This window comes from Enterobacter sp. 22499 (assembly GCF_052044815.1).
Classification (GTDB): domain Bacteria; phylum Pseudomonadota; class Gammaproteobacteria; order Enterobacterales; family Enterobacteriaceae; genus Enterobacter; species Enterobacter bugandensis.
In genome coordinates this window covers 478962-503674 of sequence record NZ_JBQENR010000002.1, presented here as the reverse complement: position 1 = coordinate 503674, position 24713 = coordinate 478962, and the positions used below count along the sequence as shown (strand labels likewise).

General features: G+C 51.3%; 18 protein-coding genes. All 18 read left to right on the top strand.

The annotated features are described in order from the left end of the window. Positions 1-185: 185 nt before the first annotated feature. The 18 genes from tssB to tssA all read left to right on the top strand — a co-directional run bounded on the left by tssB (position 186) and on the right by tssA (position 24707). The gene (gene tssB, locus ACTJI7_RS10210; RefSeq protein WP_041908834.1) at positions 186-683 is read left to right on the top strand and encodes a type VI secretion system contractile sheath small subunit; all 498 of its coding nucleotides are present in this window, start codon (positions 186-188) and stop codon (positions 681-683) included. Positions 684-715: 32 nt separating this feature from the next. Further along, complete coding sequence (tssC, locus tag ACTJI7_RS10205; RefSeq protein WP_063155465.1) at positions 716-2260, top strand: type VI secretion system contractile sheath large subunit; 1545 nt, start codon at positions 716-718, stop codon at positions 2258-2260. Positions 2261-2277: 17 nt separating this feature from the next. Beyond that, on the top strand, positions 2278-3618 hold the full coding sequence (gene tssK / locus ACTJI7_RS10200; protein WP_063155466.1) for a type VI secretion system baseplate subunit TssK: 1341 nt from the start codon (positions 2278-2280) through the stop codon (positions 3616-3618). After that, positions 3615-4304: a type VI secretion system protein TssL, short form gene (gene tssL / locus ACTJI7_RS10195; RefSeq protein ID WP_041908837.1), complete on the top strand. Its 690-nt coding sequence runs from the start codon at positions 3615-3617 to the stop codon at positions 4302-4304. The genes tssK and tssL overlap by 4 nt, the downstream gene beginning before the upstream one ends. Continuing rightward, positions 4301-6007 (top strand): OmpA family protein, encoded by a 1707-nt coding sequence (locus tag ACTJI7_RS10190; protein WP_063155467.1) that lies wholly within the window; start codon positions 4301-4303, stop codon positions 6005-6007. The genes tssL and ACTJI7_RS10190 overlap by 4 nt, the downstream gene beginning before the upstream one ends. Before the next feature lie 5 nt (positions 6008-6012). Further along, positions 6013-6504 carry a type VI secretion system effector Hcp gene (gene hcp / locus ACTJI7_RS10185; RefSeq protein WP_028019678.1) on the top strand — a complete coding sequence of 164 codons (492 nt, stop codon included), beginning with the start codon at positions 6013-6015 and terminating at the stop codon, positions 6502-6504. Between the two features lie 159 nt (positions 6505-6663). Then, positions 6664-9318: a type VI secretion system ATPase TssH gene (gene tssH / locus ACTJI7_RS10180; protein ID WP_063155468.1), complete on the top strand. Its 2655-nt coding sequence runs from the start codon at positions 6664-6666 to the stop codon at positions 9316-9318. Continuing rightward, positions 9315-11834 carry a type VI secretion system Vgr family protein gene (locus ACTJI7_RS10175; RefSeq protein ID WP_440670125.1) on the top strand — a complete coding sequence of 840 codons (2520 nt, stop codon included), beginning with the start codon at positions 9315-9317 and terminating at the stop codon, positions 11832-11834. Before tssH ends, ACTJI7_RS10175 begins: the two co-directional genes overlap by 4 nt. Next, on the top strand, positions 11827-13059 hold the full coding sequence (locus tag ACTJI7_RS10170) for a hypothetical protein (protein WP_136431167.1): 1233 nt from the start codon (positions 11827-11829) through the stop codon (positions 13057-13059). The genes ACTJI7_RS10175 and ACTJI7_RS10170 overlap by 8 nt, the downstream gene beginning before the upstream one ends. A gap of 6 nt (positions 13060-13065) precedes the next feature. Then, positions 13066-13428 (top strand): hypothetical protein, encoded by a 363-nt coding sequence (locus ACTJI7_RS10165; RefSeq protein WP_074148025.1) that lies wholly within the window; start codon positions 13066-13068, stop codon positions 13426-13428. Positions 13429-13770: 342 nt separating this feature from the next. Beyond that, on the top strand, positions 13771-13923 hold the full coding sequence (locus ACTJI7_RS10160) for a hypothetical protein (protein WP_237764644.1): 153 nt from the start codon (positions 13771-13773) through the stop codon (positions 13921-13923). After that, entirely contained in the window at positions 13913-14683 is a 771-nt protein-coding gene (locus tag ACTJI7_RS10155; RefSeq protein WP_063155667.1) for a hypothetical protein, read from the top strand. The genes ACTJI7_RS10160 and ACTJI7_RS10155 overlap by 11 nt, the downstream gene beginning before the upstream one ends. 246 nt (positions 14684-14929) lie before the next feature. Beyond that, positions 14930-15532, top strand: coding sequence for a hypothetical protein (locus ACTJI7_RS10150; protein WP_136431169.1), 603 nt, complete (start codon positions 14930-14932; stop codon positions 15530-15532). 177 nt (positions 15533-15709) lie between these two features. Beyond that, entirely contained in the window at positions 15710-17503 is a 1794-nt protein-coding gene (locus ACTJI7_RS10145; protein ID WP_440670128.1) for a M23 family peptidase, read from the top strand. Between the two features lie 253 nt (positions 17504-17756). Further along, positions 17757-18119 (top strand): hypothetical protein, encoded by a 363-nt coding sequence (locus ACTJI7_RS10140; RefSeq protein WP_237764645.1) that lies wholly within the window; start codon positions 17757-17759, stop codon positions 18117-18119. Between the two features lie 308 nt (positions 18120-18427). Beyond that, entirely contained in the window at positions 18428-19636 is a 1209-nt protein-coding gene (locus tag ACTJI7_RS10135; RefSeq protein ID WP_063155670.1) for a hypothetical protein, read from the top strand. Continuing rightward, the gene (locus ACTJI7_RS10130) at positions 19633-23109 is read left to right on the top strand and encodes an ImcF-related family protein (RefSeq protein ID WP_063155672.1); all 3477 of its coding nucleotides are present in this window, start codon (positions 19633-19635) and stop codon (positions 23107-23109) included. The genes ACTJI7_RS10135 and ACTJI7_RS10130 overlap by 4 nt, the downstream gene beginning before the upstream one ends. Next, complete coding sequence (gene tssA / locus ACTJI7_RS10125; RefSeq protein WP_248222313.1) at positions 23106-24707, top strand: type VI secretion system protein TssA; 1602 nt, start codon at positions 23106-23108, stop codon at positions 24705-24707. Before ACTJI7_RS10130 ends, tssA begins: the two co-directional genes overlap by 4 nt. The last annotated feature ends 6 nt before the right edge of the window (positions 24708-24713 follow it).

The following is a 24713-nucleotide window of genomic DNA, read 5'->3' as shown; positions in this document are numbered from 1 at the left end:
GAGTAGTTCCTTTTTCTGCCTTGGCAGGGCATTACACAATAATAGTTTAGCAGAAAATTCTTAAGCAATTTCTTATTGTGGGTTAATGATCTGCGTATTTGATTTTGTGTCGATCATTATTCTATGATTGCGCATCAACGCGATACCGTGAAGTTGGCATAGCAAAACCAAAGAGGGATGATGAGATGGCTGACAGTTTTCAGAATGAAGTGCCTAAGGCACGTATTAACCTAAAGCTTGACCTGCATACTGGCGGAGCAAGCAAGAAAATGGAATTACCATTGAAATTGCTCGTTGCGGGTGATTTTAGTAATGGGCAGGACACAGCGCCAATATTTGAGCGCGAAAAGGTTAATATCACGAAGAACAATTTTGATAGCGTTCTTTCCGAATATTCCCCAAAAGTTAATCTGACCGTTAAAAATACGCTGGCTGATGATGGCGGTGAGGACAACATTCAGCTGACTTTCCAGAGCATGAAAGATTTCACGCCAGAGCAGGTGGCTGCTCAGATACCGCAACTGAAGGCGATGCTGGCGATGCGCAACTTGCTCCGTGATTTGAAAGCCAACCTTTTGGACAACCAGACTTTCCGAAAGGAGCTTGAAAAAATCGTTCTTGACCAGTCGCTTAGCGCTGAGTTGCGAAATGAATTATCCGCACTGGCGTCAAAAAAATCGTAACCATCAGGCTGTTTTAACGGATTAATCAAGGAATGCTCATGTCTGTACAAAATAATATTACTGGCGGTGAAAGCGTGGTGCTGGAGCGCCCAGCAGCGGGTGGGGTTTACGCTTCCCTGTTTGAGAAAATCAATCTGAGCCCGGTCACTGAGCTGAGCGCGCTGGATATCTGGCAAGATGCACAGGCGATGTCGGATGCCACCGCCGATGAACGTCTGACTGCAGGTATGCAGGTCTTTCTGGAGTGTCTGACCAAAGCAGGCTCGAAAGTCGAAAAACTGGATAAAAGCCTGATTGATCACCATATCGCTGAGCTTGATTTTCAGATCAGCCGCCAGCTGGACGCTGTAATGCACCATGATGAATTTCAGGCGGTTGAGAGCCTGTGGCGCGGTGTGAAGTCGCTGGTGGATAAAACCGATTTTCGCCAGAACGTGAAAATTGAGCTTCTGAGTATGTCTAAAGAAGACCTGCGCCAGGACTTTGAAGACTGTCCGGAGGTGATCCAGAGTGGTCTGTATAAACACACCTACATCGACGAATATGATACCCCGGGCGGCGAGCCGATTGCGGCGCTGATTTCCGCTTACGAGTTCGACGCTTCAGCGCAGGATGTCGCTCTGCTGCGCAATATCTCTAAAGTCTCTGCTGCGGCACATATGCCGTTTATTGGCTCGGCAGGCCCGAAATTCTTCCTCAAGGAGTCAATGGAAGACGTTGCGGCGATTAAAGATATTGGTAACTATTTTGACCGCGCCGAGTACATCAAGTGGAAATCGTTCCGCGATACGGACGACGCGCGCTACATCGGTCTGGTGATGCCCCGCGTACTGGGTCGTTTGCCGTATGGTCCGGATACCGTTCCGGTTCGCAGCTTCAATTATGTCGAAGAAGTCAAAGGTCCGGATCACGACAAATACCTGTGGACCAACGCATCGTTTGCTTTTGCGTCCAACATGGTGCGCAGCTTCATCAATAATGGCTGGTGTGTACAGATCCGTGGGCCACAGGCTGGTGGTGCGGTTCAGGACCTGCCTATCCATCTGTACGATCTCGGTACTGGCAATCAGGTAAAAATCCCGAGCGAAGTGATGATTCCTGAAACCCGTGAATTCGAATTCGCGAATCTGGGCTTCATTCCTTTGTCCTACTACAAAAACCGCGACTACGCCTGCTTCTTCTCGGCTAACTCCACGCAGAAACCGGTGCTGTATGACACCGCAGATGCAACGGCGAACAGCCGCATCAATGCGCGTCTTCCGTACATCTTCCTGCTGTCGCGTATCGCCCACTACCTGAAGCTGATTCAGCGCGAAAACATTGGCACCACTAAGGATCGCCGACTTCTGGAGCTGGAGCTGAACACCTGGGTCCGCAGTCTGGTGACCGAAATGACCGATCCGGGCGATGAACTTCAGGCGTCACATCCGCTGCGCGATGCGAAAGTGGTGGTGGAAGATATTGAGGATAACCCGGGCTTCTTCCGCGTGAAATTGTACGCTATCCCGCACTTCCAGGTGGAAGGAATGGACGTCAATTTGTCGCTGGTTTCCCAGATGCCGAAAGCGAAATCGTAAAAACAGGCAGGAAGCCGATGAAAACGGAACAACCGTTATGGGGCAGGGGCATAATGGTCTCTCCCCAGCATTTTCAGCAACAGGTCGCGTATGCGGCCTGGTCTGCCGAATGTATTGCCCGGCTGGGACTCACCTCACCCTGGGGGGTCATTGATGCCACTTTCGAACCGGAATCTCTCAAGCTTGGACGTCTCCAGGCCCGTCATCTGCATGTCCGTTTTCAGGACGGAACGCTGATTGATACAGACAATGCAGATTCTCTGCCGCCTGTGTTGTCGCTTGAAAGTGAATCGCAGGAGGTGACGGTGATGCTGGCGCTTCCGCTACTGCGGGCGAATGGCGGTAACTGCCTTAAACCCGATGAAGTGGCCGAGCGCCCGGTGCGTTATCGCCAGCGCTGGCGGGATGTGCGCAATGCATTTGGGGAAGACACCCGTCAGATTGCGGTGATGCAACCGGAACTGACGCTGCGTTTTGACCATCAGAACAACAGTGATTATCTGACTTGTCCAGTCGCCCGGCTGGAGCAAGATTCGCAGGGTGCATGGCAATTAGATGAGACTTTTCTTCCTCCGCTGTTGACCATTCAAGGCAGCCGCTGGCTGGTGACGCAACTGGAACAGTTGATGACCCAGTTGCGGGCTCGTCTCTGTCGTTTGATGGCAATGCGGCGCGAAAGCAATGAGCGTATGGCTGACTTTGCCGTGGCTGATGTCTCTCTGTTCTGGCTGCTCAACGCGCTGAATAGCGCTGAGCCCGTACTGGGTCAGTTCCAGCGTAATCTGCAAAGCCCGCCGGAACGTCTGTATCCGGAGCTTTCTCGCCTGGCGGGGAGCTTGCTGACATTTTCTCTGGAGCACCAGGTGAACGCTATTCCGGTCTGGCATCATGAGCAACTCAACGCGGTATTTCCGCCGTTGTTTGATTTACTTAGCGATCTGCTTGAAGCCAGTCTGCCGTCCCGCGTGGTGGCTCTGACGCTCGACTATGACCCACGACTGCACTTCTGGCAGGCTCGCCTGCATGACCCGCGTCTGCGCGAAGGAGCGGATTACTATCTTTCTGTACGGTCGCCGATACCGGTGGCGCAGTTGCAGGAACAGTTCCCGCGCCAGTGTAAGGTGGGCAGTCCTGACCATGTGCGTGGGATCGTCAACTCATCCCGCGTGGGTGTACCGCTGATGCCGCTGCGTCATGTGCCAGCCGCCATTCCGCTACGCCTGGAAAATCAGTATTTCAGTCTCGACCTCTCGCATCCTTTGGCAGCCGAAATGCTCCAGAGCGGGACATGCATGTTTTACGTCCCGGGCATGCTTGGTGAGCCTGAACTTGAACTCTTTGCGGTACTGAGAACATGAGTGAGCGTAAACGCGGCATTGCCGTGCCTGTTGATATTGACGCACTGCTGCAGGATACCTGGCTTCAGGTCATCAGCCTTCGCCATGGCCCGCTGTTTCAGGAAGGTGAAGGTCGGGTCTTATGGGAACGCTGTATCGCTGATGTAGAGCGCGTTCAGCGTGAACTAAAAGCGAGTGAACTCGATGAAGCCAGCTGTAGGCATATCCTCACTGCACAATGTGCATTGCTTGATGAAGCGGTAAAAGGCCGCGGTGTAGAGGATGATGCCTGTGTGCAGTGGTATGACATTCCTTTGCAGGGACACTTCCTCGGCACGATGGACGCCGGTGACACCTTGTGTGACAGGATGCGCGATGTGCTGCGTGAACCTGCACCAGACAATGCCGTACTGACCTGCTTTCAGCGGGTAATGATGCTCGGTTTTCTGGGTAGTTACCGCTCGCTAAGCGATCCTGAGCGTCAGAAGCTGGTCAGCGCCCTCAATGAACGTGTTACGCCGTTCAGCTATCCGCAGACTCACCCTGTTCTGGCAGAGAGTCGCACCGGACGGGGGACGGGAGGCTGGCTGGCGTCATGGCCCGCTCGTATCGGCCTGAGCGTGATTGTTCTTGCCGCGCTCTGGTGGGGACTGGATCAATGGCTCGATCAGATGCTGCTGACCCTGTTGCCGGGAGTCATAAAATGAGTCCTGTACAACAGCGCGGGCTTGCGCTGTGGGCCGCCCTGCTGAGTGCTGTGGTATGCCTGGCTTTTTTGCCGTTATCCCGGCTGGCTTCAGTGCTCGTTCTGCTGGCGATGATCGGGGTTATCGTCGCGTTCTGGTATATCGCCAGACCTCGTGCGGAGCATGACGCCAGCCTGCGTCTGGATGACCTTCCTGAAACCACTTACCGTCAACCTGTGGTGCTGGTTTGTGGTGATATGCCTCTGACCTGGCCGCAACAGTCACCGGTACTGACCGTCACGCAGGGATGCTGGATCCGCGTTGAGGATCATCAGGATCTGGAGCAGGTTGCCCGTCAGGTACTGTTGCAGCGCCCGGACTGGGGGCGTCAGCTGTCGGTGATGGTCAGTGTCTGTCCGCAGAAACACGTCGACAGCGAAGCCCTGACAAGTCGTCTGTTGGCTTTGCGCTGGCAAATTAGTCAGTTGCGTAAAGAAACGGGACATTCTGTGCCATTGATTCTGAATGGTCAGATAGGCAGTGCGATGACGGATGACATGCTCTGGCAGGCCGCTATTCCGGGTGAAGGGTGGACTGTCTGGCGTGAGTCAAATGCGCCTTGTTCAATTGCCGCATGGGTCACCACCGGCGGTGCGCCTGTGATGCAGCAGCAGGTGCTGATGAATAGCCTGATGAGTTGGTTCCATCAGCATCTCCAGGCGGTATTCATCGATGATAATCCTGATGTTCCGGCCATTGCACCTGCAGCAATGCTGTGGGGAATGGGGCCGATTCTTGCCGGAAGCCTTGCGTCATCGGCCTGGACGGCGTGGTTGTCGCGTCATACCGCCATGCAGCAGGTGTCTGGCTGGCACCCGGTGGGAACGGACAGTACGGTGATCTCCCCACTTCCGGATTTCATCCTGCCACAGCTACCGGAAGGGGGAGGACTCACTCCCCGTGCCCGGACCTGGCGCTGCGTCCTTGGCATTTTCACCCTGGCTGCTATTACCGCGCTGCTTTGTAGTGGCTGGAATAATCGCCAGCTATTGCATCGCGTGAGCTTCGATATTGTCCGTTACGATCGCATTTCTATGGATGACTACGGTCCGAAAGCCGACGCCGTTGCCGTCCTGCACAAGGATGCGGCATTGCTGGATGACCAGGCGCGTAACGGCGTACCGGCCCGATTAGGCCTGGGGCTTTATCAGGGGGAGCGACTCCGGATGCCGGTGCTGGAGGCCATCCGTTCGTATGTTCCTCCGCCCCCCAAACCTCAGCCGCAGCCCAAACCAGTACCGAAAATTGTGCGCCTCGACAGCATGTCGCTGTTCGATACCGGCAGATACGACCTTAAACCCGGTTCGACGAAGCTGCTGGTCAATTCTCTGGTCGGTATCAAAGCAAAACCGGGCTGGCTGATTGTTGTGTCAGGGCATACCGATAACACCGGCAATCCACAACTGAACCAGACGCTGTCCCTGAAACGTGCCGAAGCGGTACGCAACTGGATGCGTGACACCGGCGACGTGCCGGAAAGCTGTTTTGCGGTACAGGGCTATGGCGAAAGCCGTCCTGCCGCAACCAACGACACTCCGGAAGGGCGGGCGCTCAACCGTCGTGTCGAAATCAGTCTGGTACCGCAGGCCAATGCCTGTCAGATACCCGGCAAACACCCGGCGTCATCGCAGGATGATGGCGTCTCAGAAAATAAAACGGAGTAATTAACATGGCAATTCCTGTTTATCTTTGGCTGAAGGACGACGGCGGCGCGGACATTAAAGGGTCTGTGGACGTTCAGGATCGTGAAGGCAGCATCGAAGTGGTGGCACAGCAGCACAACCTGTACATCCCGACCGATAACAACACCGGCAAGCTGACCGGGACCCGTATCCACACCCCGTTCCTGTTCACTAAGGAAATCGACTCCTCCAGCCCGTACCTGTACAAGGCGGTGACCACGGGTCAGACCCTGAAATCCGCTGAGTTCAAGTGGTACAAAATCAACGATGCGGGCCAGGAAGTGGAGTACTTCAACACCAAACTTGAGAACGTCAAAGTGGTGAAAGTGAACCCGGTGATGCACGACATCAAGGATCCTTCTTTCGAGAAGCATAACCACCTTGAGCAGATCGAGCTGCGCTACGAAAAAATCACCTGGACCTACAAAGACGGCAACATCATTCATTCCGATTCCTGGAACGAACGCGCCACCGCGTAATCCTGATGCGGGCAGGTTTTTCCTGCCCGCAGTTTTTTGCTGAGCGCCTGAGACGCGGGCGCTCAGCAAAGAAAACACAACCTGCCTGCCTGACCTTATGCGCTTTGGTGAACAGCGAGGGGCGGTAGCGTGTCCAGGAACCGACAAAGAGAGAATCTCATGGAAAATCCAGCCATCCTGTTACGTCGTCTGAACCCTTACTGCGCCCGCGCGATGGAAGGGGCGGCATCGCTCTGCCAGACCCGTGCCCATGCCGAAATTCTGCCGGAGCACTGGCTGCTGAAGCTGCTGGAGCAAGGCGAGGGGGATCTCACTGTGCTGGCACGCCGCTACGAGTGGGATATGGATGGCATCTGGCAGGATCTGCTCGGCTGGCTGGATAAACAACCTCGCTCCGTGCGCCATCGGCCCCAGCTCTCAGAAGACATCCAGACTCTGATGCAGCAAGCCTGGCTACTGGCCTCACTCAATGGTGAAGAGCACATTCGCAGCGTCCATCTGCTGATGGCGCTGGTGGAAAAACCAAAACTGGCTCGTTGTGACGGCCTCTGGCCGTTGTTAACGCTTGGCCAGAGCCAGCTGGAGCGCCTGAGACCGTTGCTGGATGCGCAATCGGATGAGCGTCCGGAAATGCAGCGCGAAGCTGAGCTGGCACAGAACCACGGCGGTGAAGTGGAGTTTGTCGGGCGTCCGGCTGGTGAGGAAATGGAAGAGGGGGAACTGAGTCCTGCACTGCAGAACGCGCTGGACAAATTCACCCTCGATGTCACCGCCAAAGCGAAGGAAGGGAAGATCGATCCTGTGTTTGGCCGTGACACAGAAATCCGCCAGATGGTGGACATCCTTTCTCGTCGCCGCAAAAACAACCCGATTCTGGTCGGCGAGCCGGGCGTGGGGAAAACCGCACTGGTTGAAGGTCTGGCGCTGCGTATTGCCGAGGGTAATGTGCCTGAATCCCTGAAAACGGTCACTCTGCGTACCCTCGACCTGGGCCTGCTACAGGCCGGCGCGGGCGTGAAAGGCGAGTTCGAACAGCGGCTAAAAAACGTCATCGATGCGGTGCAGCAATCACCGTCCCCGGTCCTGCTGTTTATTGATGAAGCGCATACCATCATCGGCGCGGGCAATCAGGCGGGCGGCGCCGATGCAGCGAACCTGCTAAAACCGGCGCTAGCGCGTGGCGAACTGCGTACCATTGCGGCCACCACCTGGTCTGAATACAAACAATATTTCGAGCGCGACGCGGCCCTGGAGCGTCGTTTCCAGATGGTAAAAGTAGATGAGCCTGATGACGACACCGCCTGTCTGATGCTCCGTGGTCTGAAGTCCCGCTACGCCGAGCACCATAACGTGCACATTACCGACGATGCGGTACGCGCGGCAGTTACGCTTTCTCGCCGCTATCTGACGGGCCGCCAGCTGCCGGACAAGGCGGTTGACCTGCTCGACACCGCCGCAGCACGCGTCCGCATGAGCCTCGACACCGTGCCGGAGCAGCTGACCTGCATTCGCTCGCAGATCACCTCTCTTGAAATGGAGAAGCAGGCATTGCTGGAAGATATTGCTGTCGGCAATCAGAGCCATGGTGAACGCCTGACCGTCATTGAGCAGGAAGAGAACGATCTTATCGTTGCTCTCGACGAGCTTGAAACTCAATACGGGCAGGAACTGAAACTCACCGAACAACTGCTGGAAAGCCGCCAGGACATCTCCCGTCAGAGCGAGACGCACGCGCTGCAGCAGGAACTGCACGGCATGCAGCACAGCAACCCGCTGCTCTCGCTAGATGTGGATGTGCGCACCGTTGCCAATGTGATTGCTGACTGGACAGGCGTTCCGCTGTCATCGCTGATGAAAGATGAGCAGACCGAACTGCTTACCCTGGAAGATGAAATTGGCAAACGTGTGGTCGGGCAGGATGTGGCGCTCGCGGCCATCGCGCAGCGCCTGCGTGCGGCAAAAACGGGTCTTACATCTGAGAATGGCCCTCAGGGCGTATTTCTGCTGGTGGGCCCGAGTGGGGTGGGGAAAACCGAAACCGCCCTGGCTCTGGCGGACGTGATGTACGGCGGTGAAAAATCACTGATTACCATCAACTTGTCCGAGTACCAGGAGCCTCATACTGTTTCCCAGCTGAAGGGCTCCCCTCCGGGCTACGTTGGCTACGGTCAGGGCGGTATTCTCACCGAAGCCGTGCGTAAGCGACCGTACAGCGTGGTGCTGCTCGATGAAGTCGAAAAAGCGCACCGCGACGTGATGAACCTGTTCTACCAGGTGTTCGACCGTGGCTTTATGCGCGACGGTGAAGGTCGTGAAATCGACTTCCGCAACACCGTTATTCTGATGACCTCCAACCTCGGCAGCGACCATCTGATGCAGCTGCTGGACGAACAACCTGAATCCACCGAAGGCGATCTGCACGAACTACTGCGTCCGATCCTGCGTGACCACTTCCAGCCCGCGTTGCTGGCCCGCTTCCAGACCGTGATTTACCGTCCGCTGGCGGAAGCGGCCATGCGTACCATCGTGGAAATGAAGCTGTTACAGGTTAGCAAGCGCTTGCATCGCCACTACGGCCTGACCACGCAGATTAATGAGAGCCTGTATGACGCCCTGACCGCCGCCTGCCTGCTGCCGGATACCGGGGCGCGCAATATCGACAGCCTGCTGAATCAACAAATTCTGCCGGTGCTGAGCCAGCAGTTGCTGACCCGTATGGCCGACAGACAAAAACCACGGTCGTTACACCTGAGCTGGAGCGAAGAAGAGGGCATTGGCCTGGAATTTGACGTTCAGGAGGGAGTGGACGCATGAGTAATAATCCTCCGTTAAGGTTCAGCCATAACCACCACCTGCTGGCGGTGAAAGGCTGTGAGTCCGCGCTCGACGTGCTGGCGTTTGAAGGCGATGAAGCCCTGAGCACACCGTTCCGCTACCGTATTGAATTCACCAGCGGTAACCACGCCATCAGCAAAGAGATGATGCTGATGAAAGGGGCTTCCCTGACGCTGCAGGCCCCGGTAGACCAGGGTTACGGCATCAGAGTGCAGCAGGCCGTGCGCACCCTTCAGGGGGTGGTGACCGGCTTTGAACGCCTCAGCACATCAAAAGACGAAACCCGTTATGCCCTGACGCTCCGGCCACGCCTGGCGCTGCTCGACCGCTCGCACCAGAACGCCATTTACCAGGACATGTCGGTCCCGCAAATCGTGGAAAAAATCCTGCGCGAACGTCATGGTATGCGCGGCCAGGATTTTCTGTTCTCGCTGTCAAAAGAATACCCGCGCCGTGAACAGGTGATGCAGTACGGCGAGAATGACCTGCACTTTATCACCCGCCTGCTGGGTGAGGTCGGTATCTGGTTCCGCTTCACCACCGACACGCGCCTGAACATCGACGTGGTGGAGTTTTACGACAGCCAGCAGGGGTACGAGAAAGGCCTGACCCTGCCGTCGGTGCCGCCGTCAGGCCAGCACTCGCATGGCGTGGATTCGGTGTGGGGGATGGAGAGCCATCACAACGTGGTGCAGAAGCAGGTCAGCACCCGGGACTACAACTACCGTCAGGCCACAGAGGATATGAATACGCTGGTTGACGTCACCCGGGGGGACGCGACCACGTACGGAGAAGCGTATCACTATGCCGACAATTATCTGACGCCGGGTAGCGCGTATGAGCGTAATCCGGCACCCGAGTCCGGGGCGTTTTATGCCCGCATCCGGCACGAGCGCTACCTGAACGGCCAGACGCGGACCCGGGCCATCACCAGCAGTCCGGCGCTCTCTCCGGGGATGCTGCTCAAAGTCACCGGCGGGTATGAAGTGGCGGAGGTGTTTGCGCAGGGCGTGGTCATCACGGCGATGCAGACCCACGCGCGGCGGGATGAAGACTTCAGCCTTCGCTTTGACGGTATTCCGGACAGCCCGGATTTCAGCTTCCGCCCCGAGCCGGGAGAACGTCCGGTGATGGCCGGTACGCTGCCGGCCCGCGTCACCAGTACCACCGAAAATGACACCTACGGGCATATTGATAAAGACGGCCGTTACCGCGTCAACATGCTGTTTGACCGCGAAAGCTGGGAAACCGGGTTCGAAAGCCTGTGGGTGCGCCAGTCCCGCCCTTATGCAGGGGACACCTACGGTCTGCACCTGCCGCTGCTGGCGGGCACCGAAGTGGCGATTGGCTTTGAGGACGGTAACCCGGACCGGCCGTACATTGCCGGCGTGCTGCACGACTCGGCGCACGGCGACCACGTCACCATCCGGAACTACAAACGCAACGTCCTGCGTACCCCGGCGAACAACAAAATCCGCCTTGATGATGAGCGCGGGAAAGAGCATATCAAGGTCAGCACGGAATACGGCGGCAAGAGCCAGCTGAATCTGGGTCACCTGGTCGACAGCGAAAAACAGCAGCGCGGTGAGGGGTTTGAGCTCAGGACGGACAGCTGGGGTGCCATTCGTGCACAGAAAGGGATATTTATCAGCGCGGACGCGCAGGCCAGGGCGCAGGGCCAGGTGCTGGAGATGAAGCCGGCGGTGAGCCACCTGGGTGATGCCCGGGCGCAGATGCAGGCGATATCAGATGATGCACAGACGGCGACGGCGAACCCGGCAGACCTTCAGGCGCAAATCACCCTGCTGGAACAGCAACTGACGGACCTGAAAAAATCGGTGCTGCTGATGAGCGCCCCGGACGGTGTGGCGCTGACCAGCGGAGAGCACCTGCAGGTATCGGCCGGGCAGAACCTGATAGCCACGGCCGGTAAAAATGCGGACGTCAGCGTGGTGAAAAATCTGTTTATCGGGGTGGGCAGTGCCCTGAGCGTGTTTGTCCGCAAGCTGGGCATCAGGCTTATTGCGAACCAGGGGCCGGTGCAGGTACAGGCGCAGAACGATCTGATGGCACTGCTGGCACGCAAGGAAATCAGCATCGTCAGCACAGAAGATGACATCAAAATCATCGCGAAGAAGAAGCTGACGGTAAATGGTGGAGGGAGTTATATCACTCTGGATGTCAATGCTATTGAATCAGCGACTCTGGGAGATTTCAGAACAAGAGCAGGGCATTATGCCAGACAAACGCGAGCGCAGCATAAGCCTGATATTTCGCCTTTAGCCACTGCTATAGATGATGGCAGCCATAATATTCGCTACCTGTGTACAGATGATAATGGGACACCGATGCTGAATACTCCTTATAAGGCATTTCTGGCAGATGGTTCAGTAATAGAGGGTGTTAGTGATGGTGAGGGCTATACGAAGTTGTTTACGTCTGCACAGACACAGGATGTTCTGCTACATATGATGCCGGAGGCTATTAATGCCTAAGTATAATATTTATACAAAAATTGAATCGAATGTATCAGCAGTCGACCTTTTTTATGATCTCAATGTGTATAGAACTGATGCTAATAATAAAAAACATATGTTACTGTCAGTGGCGCTACAACCAGTAACCCCAAATTATCAAACTCAGTCCCATGAAACGAATGAAACTGAGGATGATCTGTCTGTAATCTACATTATGGAAATGAACTTGTATCGCAAGCACGGCGGTAAGTTGGTTTCTGTGCTTACATCACCTGCGAAAAAAATGTACACACTTGGTGAAATGGCATCAGGGCAAGCCTACTCTAAAAATAAACGCGAAAACGTCTGCTATTTTGAGACTAAAGCGCAGACAAAACCGGTTAATGATAAGAGTAAGGATAACATACATAATGTGCAAATCACTTGTATGCCAAGGTTTTTTGTCGCTCTGGAGCATCCCATAGGGGATCCATTAGACCCTTTTACGAAAAATAGTATAAAAAGTGAACTTGATGCGAGAAAAGCTGCATCGCTGTTAGGCCCAGAAGGGGAGTATTATCCAAACCAATATTATTCGATGCTATGTGGCCCTGCAGCATTTTATTATTGTTTAATGATGGATCGATATGATGTTTATGAGCAACTGGTCTGGGATCTATGGAATCATGGCAAAGCAACGCTGGGATCTTTTTTACTTCAGCCAAGCACTAGCACGATGAAAGTAAATGATTTATTTTCAGGGGCGAGTCATCCTCGAGTTTCTGCAATTGATTGGATTACTATGGCCAGCTTGCGTGATTCAACTAATAATTTGTTAAAATATGAATCAGTTGGAGATAAGGTATCTGCAATTACCTTGTGGGGAGATATTGACAAATGGATGCTGAATGCAGGTGCGCAGAAGATATTTAGTAATATAAGTTTGTACCATAGCAGCTTAGGCGATATTTGTAAATTAAACTCATTAATGTGTAATGATGTCCATATCTTTAGTTTGATATCTGCTGGCATGCTCCAACAAGGAGCAGATGTTCCATTCAAAGATCACTGGATTGTTTGGGATGGAAAGTTAAAACTAGTGAGCGGGGGTAATATCACTAACGAAACGAGTTTAAAAGAGCTTGTCTCGCTGAGACTTTTTTCATGGGGTGAAGTTAAAGACAACTCGCTTCGACTATCATTAACATTAGGTGAATTTCTAAGCCATACTTTTGGGGGGATGGTATTCACAAAAATACCATGATTAAAAATGAATCACTATCTAACAGCTTTTGTAATTTCTTTTTTTCTTACTGGATGTGGCAATCCCCTTGTATTTGAGCCCAATAAGTTACCAGATGGATATATAGATCAGGAATATTATGTTCCAATCACCATATCTGGAGGTACAGGACCAGTTGTTGATCTGAGTTATGAAATCCATCCATCTAATTCTGGTCTGAAACTCATGTTCGCTGAAAAAAAATATCACACACAATATATATATAATAATTTTACTCTAGAAGGTAAGCCTCAATTAAAAGGGATTGTAACAATTAATATTAGGGGCGGGATTGTTGCCAGTGCGGGGCGATATTTTGAAAAACAATATAAGGTTAATGTTCAGAAATAAAGGGATAATTAGATCTTTATTTATGATCTAAACAATTTTAATGAGTCATGTATTTTATCTTTATGAGCGTTAAAAGATCATTGAGAACAAAGATGATTCGTTGCTAAAGAATCACTGGGAAGTATAAAATAAAACTTTATGAGTAATGCAGGAGTATCGATAGTGATGCTCTAACTGAGTTGAAGCTTTCTTCTTGGGAAATAGTTGATTGACAAATAAAAATAATAGCAGTCACAACCACTTTGAGAGGCATTTTTTTGAGGCGAGGTATTAATAACAGAAAGTACTTATAATTGCATTGATACTGGCGGTTTCTTCATCGTTGGATTTAAAGGTAAAACTGTGAAAATAATGGATGGGGATAAAAATGGCAAAGGAGATGATGATCAGGTTATTGAAAATTTTACCTCTGCAATAAATGGTGCTGACAAAGGTCTTGCAGAGAGAAAACTCTTTACGAAAAGAGCTAAGGAGGTGATTGGTGATGACGTTTAATAAAGCATTTTTAACTTCAATGATGTACTTTATGGCTACGTTTAGCTCTTGGGGTGCATATTACAATACTATTAAAGTTGATGGTTATATGATTGGTCTCAATAAAAATAATCAAGGGGTGGTTGATGTACATAGTGACACCTCGAACGTTTCCGCTTCATGTAAAATTAAAAATTGGAATGGCAAGTACCATTTAGGAGCTGGAATAATCTCTTTGACAAGTGATAAAGTTGGTGTGATTGTTGCTGGAAGTAATATGTTTTTAAAAACAAAGGAGCTGGAGGCTTGTAATAACAAATTCGTAAATTTATATAGCGTAGATTATCTAGAACAAAAATTATCTACTATTGTCGATGTTAATTTCGATAAAAAACTGATTCTCGCTTTAGTTCCCATTGATGCCCAATCAGGGGCGCATCAAGCGATAATATCAAGTTTTGATGGGAAAAAGAATGTTATCTCTGGGAAAGGTTTTTGGAATCCACGCGTTAAGGATGTAAATATTTCGGATGATACATTTTCTGTAACTGATGACTTTTACATCGGGAAAATATCAACTAATGGAATGTACGTTGCTCCTAATGATCTTGATTGTTCTGTAAATTCTTTTCCTGGTGTTTGGGATGTAGCAAAAAAAATGAAGGTTGTATTTCCATCAGATAAAGATAATTCAGTTGTTGAAAGTAAATGCCAAGAGCTATTTTCAGGAAGTAAAACACTGAATGAGTTAGGGGGAATGCTCCTCCCCAACAAAAGTTGACATGGGACTAAGTGAATAAACTCTCTATCAGGGGACTCAGTGACACGACGAATAAGTCCACATAGTGATGATTTTTGGCTGGGCATGGATATTTTAAATACAAGCCTCCATACGATACTTATTCTACTATTTAAATTATGCTGTAATAATGGATACCAAATAAACAGTTGAAGAGCAAAAAGGTCGTAGTACTGTAAAAATCACTATTGATTACACCAGACAGTGAAGGTGAAATAGCGGTTAATTATGAATAATAAAACTTTACTGTTAGGTTTTGTTAGTGTCCTTAATTTTTTTTCATTGGGTGCGTATGCGAACGATTTAAATGTATCTTCGGCAGTTAAAAGCTATACCTACAAGGATGGAGAACCTTACGGTCTATCAAAAGTATATCAAATTGATGCACCAGATACCGGTTTTCCTCCTTATTATATTTTCCAGAAGCTAGGCAAATGGAACGCATATCCATTTGTTTTTAATCGCGAAGGACTACCAGGTAAAGACGAGCCATACAGTCGATGTAACGTAGTGCTCAAAGTTAATGATCACTATCTTATACCTAACAGGAATTATAAAACTGGATATGCCGAAGATTCTGAATCATGCCTTGGCGTCGATAGAATGCAAATCATTAAAGGTAGCAAAGAGATTAAATGGTATGTAACCGAGGTTTTATATCAATCGGAGAGTGATACACCAAATAAAACTGAAGAAGTATATTTTTATTCTGGCGGTTTTTTTTGCTTCTCAAAAAAACTAAGCTCAAAACTAGCTGCGAGTAAAGTTAATATAATAGATCTCGGAAATTTATCTGTGGATGAGAAATACTTCGAGGAATGTGACAAATAAAATCTAGTGAGGACTTCTAATAACTTCAGCTTTTCCTGACAAGGAGTCATAACATGATTATCAGTCCTCCTTTTCTGAGAAACAGAACTGCATCCCAGACTGATGCCGACTGGACTGGCGCAATGATGCCGGTAAATACAGACCAGGGATTCCCGTTGAACGGAGCACAATCCTGGCATGGTGGTGTTCACATTACACATACAGATAGTGGAACGCCGCCTGAAAAAAATACGGGCAATTGCTGATGGCGTGGTGGTTTCGTTCCGCGAGCCATCGTCGTCTAAAGATGCAGAACCACTCAATTATCTCGGACCGACAGATGACGGCTTTGTGTTGCTGAAGCATGAAACGGAGACAGGAAGCGGAGATAACGGGAAGGTCGTATTTTATTCACTGTGCATGCATATGAAATTTCTGAAGGCAGAAATAAAACAGGATGAAAAAATATACCGTAAAGCCCCCCTGGGCTTTTCAGGCTCGTGCAGTGGAAGGAATGAATTCCATTTCCAGATTTTCTGTGATGACAACAATATCAGCAAGCTGACGGGCAGAACGACCCGTGAACTGGACGTGTCGAAAGATGGCCGAACCGATGCAGTTTACGGCGATATTTACTTTTATCTTCCGGCCGGAACGAAGTTTTATGATAAGGCACCCGCAAATAACAGTACTTCGATCACCGGGCTTTCTGAGCTGTATACCAGCAGTGCGCCTCTGTATGTCAGCATGACACAGGGCAGCTGCACGATGGTAACGCGGCAGAAAAATACGCAGACTGACGGGAAGTATGACCTGCTGGGCGACCCCCTGGTTGACGCTGACGGGGAAGACTACGAATATAATCTCTATCAAACCGCAATGCGGAATTATAAGGAGAGCCCAAGTGCCGGATTTGAATTGCTCCGTTTTGGCCGGGTGATCAATACGGAGCATAAAACGCTGGTACCGGCAGAGGCGCCATTATGGATGACGGTCAGTTATCCGGGGGGGAAGGGGGTAGTCAATCTCGCTGACCCTGGTATTAAAAAGTTCAGTGACGCTGATTTCCCGCACTGGACGGGCTGGCAATTGGTCGATGACGATAGTGACAGCGACAGCCAGTGTAATTCAGCCGCTATCAAGAAACTTCAGGAAGATGGTGAGTTTGATAACCAGTGCGGGAAGCTAATTTGTCATTTCCCGTTTGAATGGGAAAAAAGTACGATCGACACCCGTTTTTCGTGGCTGAAAACGGGTAGTGAAGAGCATGATCCGATGACAGAAGCTGATTATGCAAAATTTAAAGCTCATGCAGAAGCGTTGTGCTTCGATTCCGGAGCATTCAGTAGTGGAAGACTGTGGCATTTTGAGCCAAAAGCATTCACTGAACATTTTAGAAACTGTGGATGGTTAAGTTTCTGTCAAATGAAACAAATAGTACCTAGCCATGCACTGCGGCAATCTGGCAGAGATCGGTTTGCTTGGGGGGCAATTAATACGAATTTAGGAACGTCTGGCTCAATTTTAAGTAGCCAGATTTCAAATTTAAATCCCTCGATGAGAAAGTACTGTATTAATACTCCCTTTAGGATTTCTTGCTTTTTAGATAATGCAATACAAGAAACAGGCTGGTTAAGTACCCTTCATGAAGGAAATGGCAGTAACCTCTGGTACGCTCTATGGTACGAACACGGTTTTGTGCAATTAACTAATCCAGAAAACTATCCAAATTATTTTAAATATATTGGCAAGGTGGTTCAAGATCCATTAAAACAAAATTTGGTTGACGCATATACATTAATTGCAGCACAACCACCTGCGAATAGATCTAATGCGACATTGCAAGATCGGCACTTCCCTATGCTTCCAACAGAGTTTATAGAACTAAGGAACGAGGTTAGTGATTCACAAGGTACATTAGCTGCAGATAGCGCTGGGTTTTATTGGGGAAAAATAAGGTGGCTAAATATGCTGATGAGGAGCATGTTTTAGAGAGGATTTCTGTTAATTCAAATCTAGAAACTAAGTATTACTACCGAAGTCCTGGCTTTTGGAATACAAGTGCTGCAGTTAATTTACCAAGCAGGATAGGTTCGCTTTAGCTTCGCTCATTAAATGAATTCGATTCAAGTTGCTGTGTCTATGGAGTTGCCATTGCTATATTAACTGAAAATAAACTTCCGAACGCTTCTGGGCGTTTTGTTTTGGAATTTCCAGAAGGATATAAGCATAGGGCGTAAATCATATGAAATTGTTATATATATCAGTTTTTCTCAATATTAGTTTCTTCGCTATGGCCTCTACTCCTGAAGCTAAAGTTGAAAATGTTTCAGTAACCAGAGCATTGACTTCAGATTCTAACGCTGATATCTCTTCATCATCCAGTTTTGATGCATGCAATGTGCATTTCAGTGATTACAAATTCCCAGCATTGTCAGAGGATAAGTACTTTGAAAAAAATCGCCAATATCAGAGAGGAATTGTTTATATTCTGGTGAGGCATTTGAAGGGGGATATGATACTCAGCAAGTTAGCACTAAAGGAGTTAATGTTAGTAGCGCTAATAATAAAATTGTTTATGATTATAAAAATAAGGCATGGAAATTAACACCAGAAACAGTTTATGTAAAAAAATGGAAAGATCAATCATCTATCCCTTGTGCAGGTAAAAAGTAAAAATGCATCTGGTTTTATGGCTGTTAACAGTATGGCGAAACTCAGAGATGGAACTTTAGGTGAGAGTATTTATTTCTGCTTGATACATAAAAATAATGCTCTATGTGGTTCAGGCATTAATTCCCCTAATAATAAAAATGAAGAACTCTCTAAAGATGCGTTGAAACTTCTTGAGAGTATTTCATTCGATGATAACTAACCTTAGTTAATATTTATAAATTATGAAGTATGAGAGTGTGAATGTCGTACTCACTGAAAAATCTTCCTCAATGTTATCCACGATCAGTTCCACCAAAAACATCCCGCTGGTTTGTAGTTCTGGTGGGAATGTTGGTTATTAGCGTGATCCTTATGCGTATATTCGGAGGCTACATCGATACCAGACACTTCTGGTTGCTTGCTATCGGCACACCTGTTGTTGTGTGGATTGTAAGTTTCGGTTTTCGTATGTGGGCCTGGTCATTACAGGACAGTAAAGCGAATAGTTTTGACCGGCGTCGTGAACACTGGATCTTAAGTGAGACCCGTAAAGCACGTCGTGCGCTTCAGATACTGAATATGACATTTATAACTGCCCACCAGGAAGATAAACAAGGTTCTGTCGCTGTTGAAATGCTCAATAATCACAGCATCCTCATTTCTCAGTCGGACTGGAAAGGTGAAAAAGGCAAGAGGATGAGCCGTATTACGACAGAGCCGGGAGTGACTCTTGAGCTGGTTGTCTCACGTCTGCTTTCCGGACTCATTACTGATCTGCCAGTTGGTCAGTTCCCGAAAAATGCCTCACTGGCAGTCATTCTTGATATCTCGTCATCTTTGTCATTCCCTGCGGTTCGGGAGATTTGGCAGCAAGCTTGGCAGGAAAGTGAAATAACCTGCGCTGTTGAGTATGTGGACAGCAATGGGCCGGGTGTAGTCAGCCACTGGCTGGATCACCGCATTAAAGATGAGGTGATGTTATTGATAGTCGGTCTCCAGATTGATCCGGTTGACTCAAACAATACTGCAGAAGCCGCTGTTGCACTGCTTCTGGGCAACCGCCTTACACAGGATGCGCTTGAACCTCTCGCGTTACTGCACCGGCCAGATGCATCTCCTCCAGGTGAACTGTGCGAGGGGATGAACATGGCCGCCTATAACGTCCCGCTCAAAGGACATATGGTTAAAAATTTATGGCTTGCCGGGCTGACGGGTGCGCAGCACGCAGAAGTGATCACGTGTCAGAATGCACATCCTGCGCAGTCTGTAGCGGACGACTCCGTCATTTCACTCGACAGGTCTATGGGACATGCCGGAGCCGCAGCCCCCTGGCTGGCAATTGCTGCCGCCACTGAAATCACCCAACAAACACAGTCACCACAGATGATTATCTGTGGCGATACCACAAAGAATGTGCTGTGGAGCACGCTCATTACCCCGATTGCTTCCCGACAGGAGATGGATCCGTGAAGCTACCTTTTGCTTTTGCACCGAAAACTACGGAAGGCCGCTATCTTTCTGTCACATTCATTCTCTTTTTACTCTTTGTAGCCATGACGTTTATGGTCTGGAAGTATCCGGACATGGCCGGGTTGGTAGACGGTAATCAGCAGCAAATTTACTGGCTGATTGGCGGAGGCTGTATTTCTGGATGCACATTTATCATGCTGGTTGTGCACCTGTGGGCTGCTCTCAATGCCGGTAAAAAGGAGTTTAATGCGCTTGTCGACGATACCCGTGGTGATGATGAGAAAAAGAAGCGGGAAAATGATAACGCCCCTGTTCACCCTGCGGTGGCTATGTGTGACAGGATTCGGGCGCATCTCCGCTCCCGTATTAGTCTTTACTGGCGTGGTAAAACCCGTCTGCTGTTAATCACTGGCGATGAGGCTGCAATCGAACAACTGGTACCCGGCCTGCAACAGCAGCAGTGGCTTGAAGGCAACCGCACCGTACTGATTTACGGCGGCAGCCTGGCATCGGAGCCTGACCGCGAAAAATACACCGCGCTGCGTAAACTACGTCGCGGACGTCCTCTGGACGGGATTATCCGTGTACTGCCGGAATCGCTTAAGCTGACCGCACAAATCAGCGACAGCGATTTACGCGGGCTGGAAAAAATCAGCGAACTGCTGCGTTATTCCGCTCCGGTCTGGCTGTGGCAACTGTGCAGTAGTCACTGGTCGCAGGGTATGCGTCCTGAGCAGGCGGTAGGCGCAAGCTTTCCACCACGCGCAAAAGAAGACGATGTTATCCGCCAACTGGAGCGGATGCTGCCGGCCCTGCGGGCGCAGGGGATGAGTCAGGTCGCGGAAAACAACCGCCACGACTTCCTGCTGCGCCTGGGCCAGCACCTGAAAGACGGCGCTGTCACCCGGTGGGCTCAGCAACTGGTGCCATGGCTCTCTGTCTCTCAGCAACGCGTTCCGCTGAGGGGGCTGATGTTCAGCCTGCCGGATAATAGACCTGCCGGTACGTCAGCGGGAACAGCCGACCCTGAGAAATATATCCCCGAATCACAACGCCATGCCCTGACCCTGCCGGCAACCTGGCAGGGGATCGTTGACGACTGCACTCACGTACGTGGCCGTAGTGTCGGTATGGCGTGGGAGCAGACGCTTGCCTGGATACTGATGGCCATCATCGGTGTCTGGGGCGCAGGAGTACTTCTGTCGTTCGCGGTCAACCGCATGCAGATAGTTTCTGTTGCCGAGCAGGCTCATGCCCTGGTGGAGCATCCTTCCGTATCGGATTACCAGCTCACGGCTCTACATGCCCTGCGTAATGACGCCGGCCGTGTGCAGCACCGTATTCAGGAAGGTGCGCCCTGGTATCAGCGCTTCGGTCTGGACCATAACCAACAACTTCTTGATGCGTTGTTGCCCTGGTATGGCGTAGCGAACAATCGCCTCATACGTGACCCGGCAAATGAGGCGCTTAAGCAGAAGCTCAGCGCGCTGGCAAACTCTGCCCCCAACAGCGACCAGCGTGCACAGCTGGCGAAAAACGGTTATGACCAGTTGAAAGCCTGGCTGATGATGGCCCGCCCGGACAAAGTGGATGGCGCCTTCTACGCACAAACCATGAAGATTGTGCAGCCGACACGACTAGGTATTTCCACCGGTCTGTGGCAAAGTCTGTCGCCGGACTTGTGGGATTTCTACATCACCGAACTGCCTCAACAGCCACAGTGGAAAATCACACCTGATGCGCAGTTGGTCAGCCAGAGCCGCCAGGTCTTGTTGCAGCAAATTGGGCGGCGTAACGCTGAAAGCACGCTTTATGAGAACATGCTCAAATCCGTGCGTCGTAACTTTGCTGACGTGTCCCTGGAAGACATGACAAGTGGGACAGATGCTCGTCGTCTGTTCACTACCGATGACGTGGTGCCTGGGATGTTCACTCGTCAGGCCTGGGAAGGCGGTATTCAGCACGCTATTGAAAAGGCAGCAACGTCGCGCCGCGATGAAATTGACTGGGTGCTGAGTGACAGCCGAAAAGCCATTTCCTCAGACCTGTCGCCGGAAGCCCTGAAAGCACGTTTGACGCAACGTTACTTCACCGATTTTGCGGGGAGTTGGCTGAGCTTCCTCAACAGCCTGCGTTGGAACCCGGCAAACAATATTGCGGAAGTTACCGACCAGCTGACGCTAATGAGCGATGTCCGCCAGTCACCACTGATTGCCCTGATGAATACCCTCGCCTGGCAGGGACAGACAGGCCAGCAAAGCGAGGGTCTTTCGGACTCCATCATCAAATCAGCTAAAGATTTCGTAGGTGGGAAAGATAAACCTGCCATTGACCAGTCTGCGTCAGGGACGCAGGGTCCGCTGGACGAAACCTTTGGCCCGTTGCTGCAGCTTCTGGGTAAAAACAAAGGCAGTAACGTCATGTCGGCGGACAACTCCCTGAGTCTGCAGACGTATCTGACCCGTATCACCCGCGTGCGTCTGCGACTGCAGCAGGTGGCCAGCGCTTCTGATCCGCAGGCAATGATGCAGACTCTGGCGCAGACCGTTTTCCAGGGAAAAAGCGTGGACCTCACTGACACCCAGCAATATGGCAGTCTGATCTCGGCAAGTCTTGGCGAGGAGTGGAGCGGATTTGGCAGCACAATGTTTGTGCAGCCGCTGACCCAGGCCTGGGAGACCGTGCTTCAGCCGTCGGCAGCCAGTCTGAATGACAAATGGAGCCGCTCGGTTGTCGCTAACTGGCAAACTGCGTTTGACGGTCGTTTCCCGTTTGCCGCCAGCAAAAGTGATGCCTCTTTACCGATGCTGGCTGAATTTATGCGTAAGGACAGCGGACGTATAGAGCGCTTCTTGTCGACAGAGCTCAACGGTGTACTGCACAAAGAGGGTAGCCAGTGGGTACCGGATAAAGTTAACAGCCAGGGACTGAACTTTAACCCGGCCTTCCTGCGGGCCATTAACCAACTGAGCCAGCTGTCAGACATTCTGTTCACCGATGGCAGCCAGAGCATCAGCTTTGAGCTGCAGGCGCGTCCTGTGCCACAGGTGGTGGAGACGCAGCTAACCATTGATGGACAAACGCTGCACTACTTCAACCAGATGGCCGACTGGCAAAGCTTCCGCTGGCCGGGAGAGACTTACAAGCCAGGGACGATGTTGACATGGACCACGGTCAACACCGGTGCACGTTTGTTCGGGGATTACAGCGGAACCTGGGGCTTTATTCGCTGGCTGGACTTGAGCAAGCGTCAGCAGCTTGACCGCAGCCAGTGGATGATGAGCTTTACCACACCGGATGGTCGAACGCTGCAGTGGGTGCTGCGCTCACAACTCGGAAAAGGTCCGCTGGCGCTGTTGGATCTGCGTGGTTTCACGCTGCCGGATCAAATATTCAGTATCGACAGCGCGGCCACTGCTCAGGCGCTGATGACCAGTGATGAAAACAGTGACATGGACGGGAGTGAAGAATGAGCACGCTACAGGATCTGGTTGTCGCCTGTCAGGCTGACGAAACTCAGCTGCGGCAACAGGCGCAGGTATGGACGGAAAACTGGCTGCCCTGGCTTGCTCCGGTAAATGACACCTGTCCGGTCGGAGAAGATCCGGGATATGACGATGATTTCCAGCGTATCCGGGAGGAGGTCAATAAACTCTCCGGCATCGATACCGGGCTGATTTGTACGCTTGCCGAAAAATTGTTGACCACCACCGCCAAAGATATCCGGATTGCCACCTATTACTGCTGGGCGCGTCTGCACCAGGACGGGGAAATCGGCTTTGCCGAAGGGCTTGAACTGCTGGCAGGATTGCTGCAGCGCTACGGAGTGCAGCTTCATCCGCAGCGGGAGCGAAGCCGTAAACCGGCGCTGGAGTGGCTCGCAGGCTCTCGTCTGCTCGACAGCCTCTCCCTCTGGCCGGAAGTAGTGCGCAGCGATGCTCAGCGCACTGCCGGTGCGCTGTTGCTCATCCGCGACAGTCTGGAGACAGAGCCGGAAACGTCACGGCCAGAACTGAATGCGCTGTTCAGCGCGCTGGAATCCCGCCTGATGAAGGCTGGTGGCGTAGATGCTTTGGTTCCTCAGAACGCCAGTGACTCGTCTCAGCCACAGATCTTATCGCACGTGACAGAACCTGATGCGCCCGTCCTGAGCCGCATTACGTCCGGTCAGGATTTACTGGCCCAGGCCCGGACCCTGACGGGTTATCTGCGTGAGCAGCCCGATGGATGGCTTGCCGCACACCGGCTGATGAAAAGCCTGCGTCATGACACGCTGAGCGCTATCCCGGCTCCTGATGCAGAAGGGAAAACGCGCATCGAACCACCGCGGGCTGACCAGCGGACCATGCTCAAACGTCTGTACCTGCAGCAGAGCTGGCTGGAGATACTGGAGCACGCGGACAGCACTTTCTCCCGTGGCGCCAACCACCTCTGGCTGGATTTGCAGTGGTATATCCACCAGGCCCTGATGAAATTGGGGCAGGATGTACTGGCTGATATCATCGCCGCTGACCTGAAAGGATTGCTACGCCGCCTCACCGGGCTTGAAACGTTGGCCTTTAATGACGGTACGCCGTTTGCTGATGAGGTCACGCTGAACTGGATAAATCAGAGCGTGCTGGACGATATGTCCGGCTGGCGTGATGAGCGAGTCAGTACTGCCAGTGAGACGGACAACGATATTCTGACCCTCGAGCAGGAAGCGCTTGAGAAGGCGGACACGGATGGCCTGGATGCCACACTTCACTGGCTGCAGACTCTCCCGGGCAACGACTCCACGAAAGACAAATGGCTGCTGCGCTTGCTAATGGCCCGCGTGGCGGAGCAGAAGGGCAAAAATGAACTGGCCCTGCATCTGCTGGGGGAACTCGATGGCGCTGCACAGTCCATCACCCTCACGCAGTGGACCCCAGCGCTGCTATTTGAAGTCAAATCGCGCCGTCTCAGACTGCTGCGCATGAAAGCCACCCGCAGCGAAACCGATAAATCTCGGCTTCAGCCCGAGATGGATCAGCTTCTGGCCGGTCTGATTGCGCTTGACCCGGCAGGCAGTGCGGTGCTTTGCGGGTAACCAGGA

Coding starts and splice junctions, on each gene's coding strand:
- tssB (WP_041908834.1), top strand. CDS start 186: ATGGCTGACAGTTTTCAGAATGAAGTGCCTAAGGCACGTATTAACCTA.
- ACTJI7_RS10150 (WP_136431169.1), top strand. CDS start 14,930: ATGAATAATAAAACTTTACTGTTAGGTTTTGTTAGTGTCCTTAATTTT.
- hcp (WP_028019678.1), top strand. CDS start 6,013: ATGGCAATTCCTGTTTATCTTTGGCTGAAGGACGACGGCGGCGCGGAC.
- tssL (WP_041908837.1), top strand. CDS start 3,615: ATGAGTGAGCGTAAACGCGGCATTGCCGTGCCTGTTGATATTGACGCA.
- tssK (WP_063155466.1), top strand. CDS start 2,278: ATGAAAACGGAACAACCGTTATGGGGCAGGGGCATAATGGTCTCTCCC.
- ACTJI7_RS10175 (WP_440670125.1), top strand. CDS start 9,315: ATGAGTAATAATCCTCCGTTAAGGTTCAGCCATAACCACCACCTGCTG.
- ACTJI7_RS10170 (WP_136431167.1), top strand. CDS start 11,827: ATGCCTAAGTATAATATTTATACAAAAATTGAATCGAATGTATCAGCA.
- tssH (WP_063155468.1), top strand. CDS start 6,664: ATGGAAAATCCAGCCATCCTGTTACGTCGTCTGAACCCTTACTGCGCC.
- ACTJI7_RS10145 (WP_440670128.1), top strand. CDS start 15,710: ATGGTGGTGTTCACATTACACATACAGATAGTGGAACGCCGCCTGAAA.
- ACTJI7_RS10155 (WP_063155667.1), top strand. CDS start 13,913: ATGACGTTTAATAAAGCATTTTTAACTTCAATGATGTACTTTATGGCT.
- ACTJI7_RS10135 (WP_063155670.1), top strand. CDS start 18,428: ATGTCGTACTCACTGAAAAATCTTCCTCAATGTTATCCACGATCAGTT.
- tssC (WP_063155465.1), top strand. CDS start 716: ATGCTCATGTCTGTACAAAATAATATTACTGGCGGTGAAAGCGTGGTG.
- tssA (WP_248222313.1), top strand. CDS start 23,106: ATGAGCACGCTACAGGATCTGGTTGTCGCCTGTCAGGCTGACGAAACT.
- ACTJI7_RS10190 (WP_063155467.1), top strand. CDS start 4,301: ATGAGTCCTGTACAACAGCGCGGGCTTGCGCTGTGGGCCGCCCTGCTG.
- ACTJI7_RS10165 (WP_074148025.1), top strand. CDS start 13,066: ATGAATCACTATCTAACAGCTTTTGTAATTTCTTTTTTTCTTACTGGA.
- ACTJI7_RS10140 (WP_237764645.1), top strand. CDS start 17,757: ATGAAATTGTTATATATATCAGTTTTTCTCAATATTAGTTTCTTCGCT.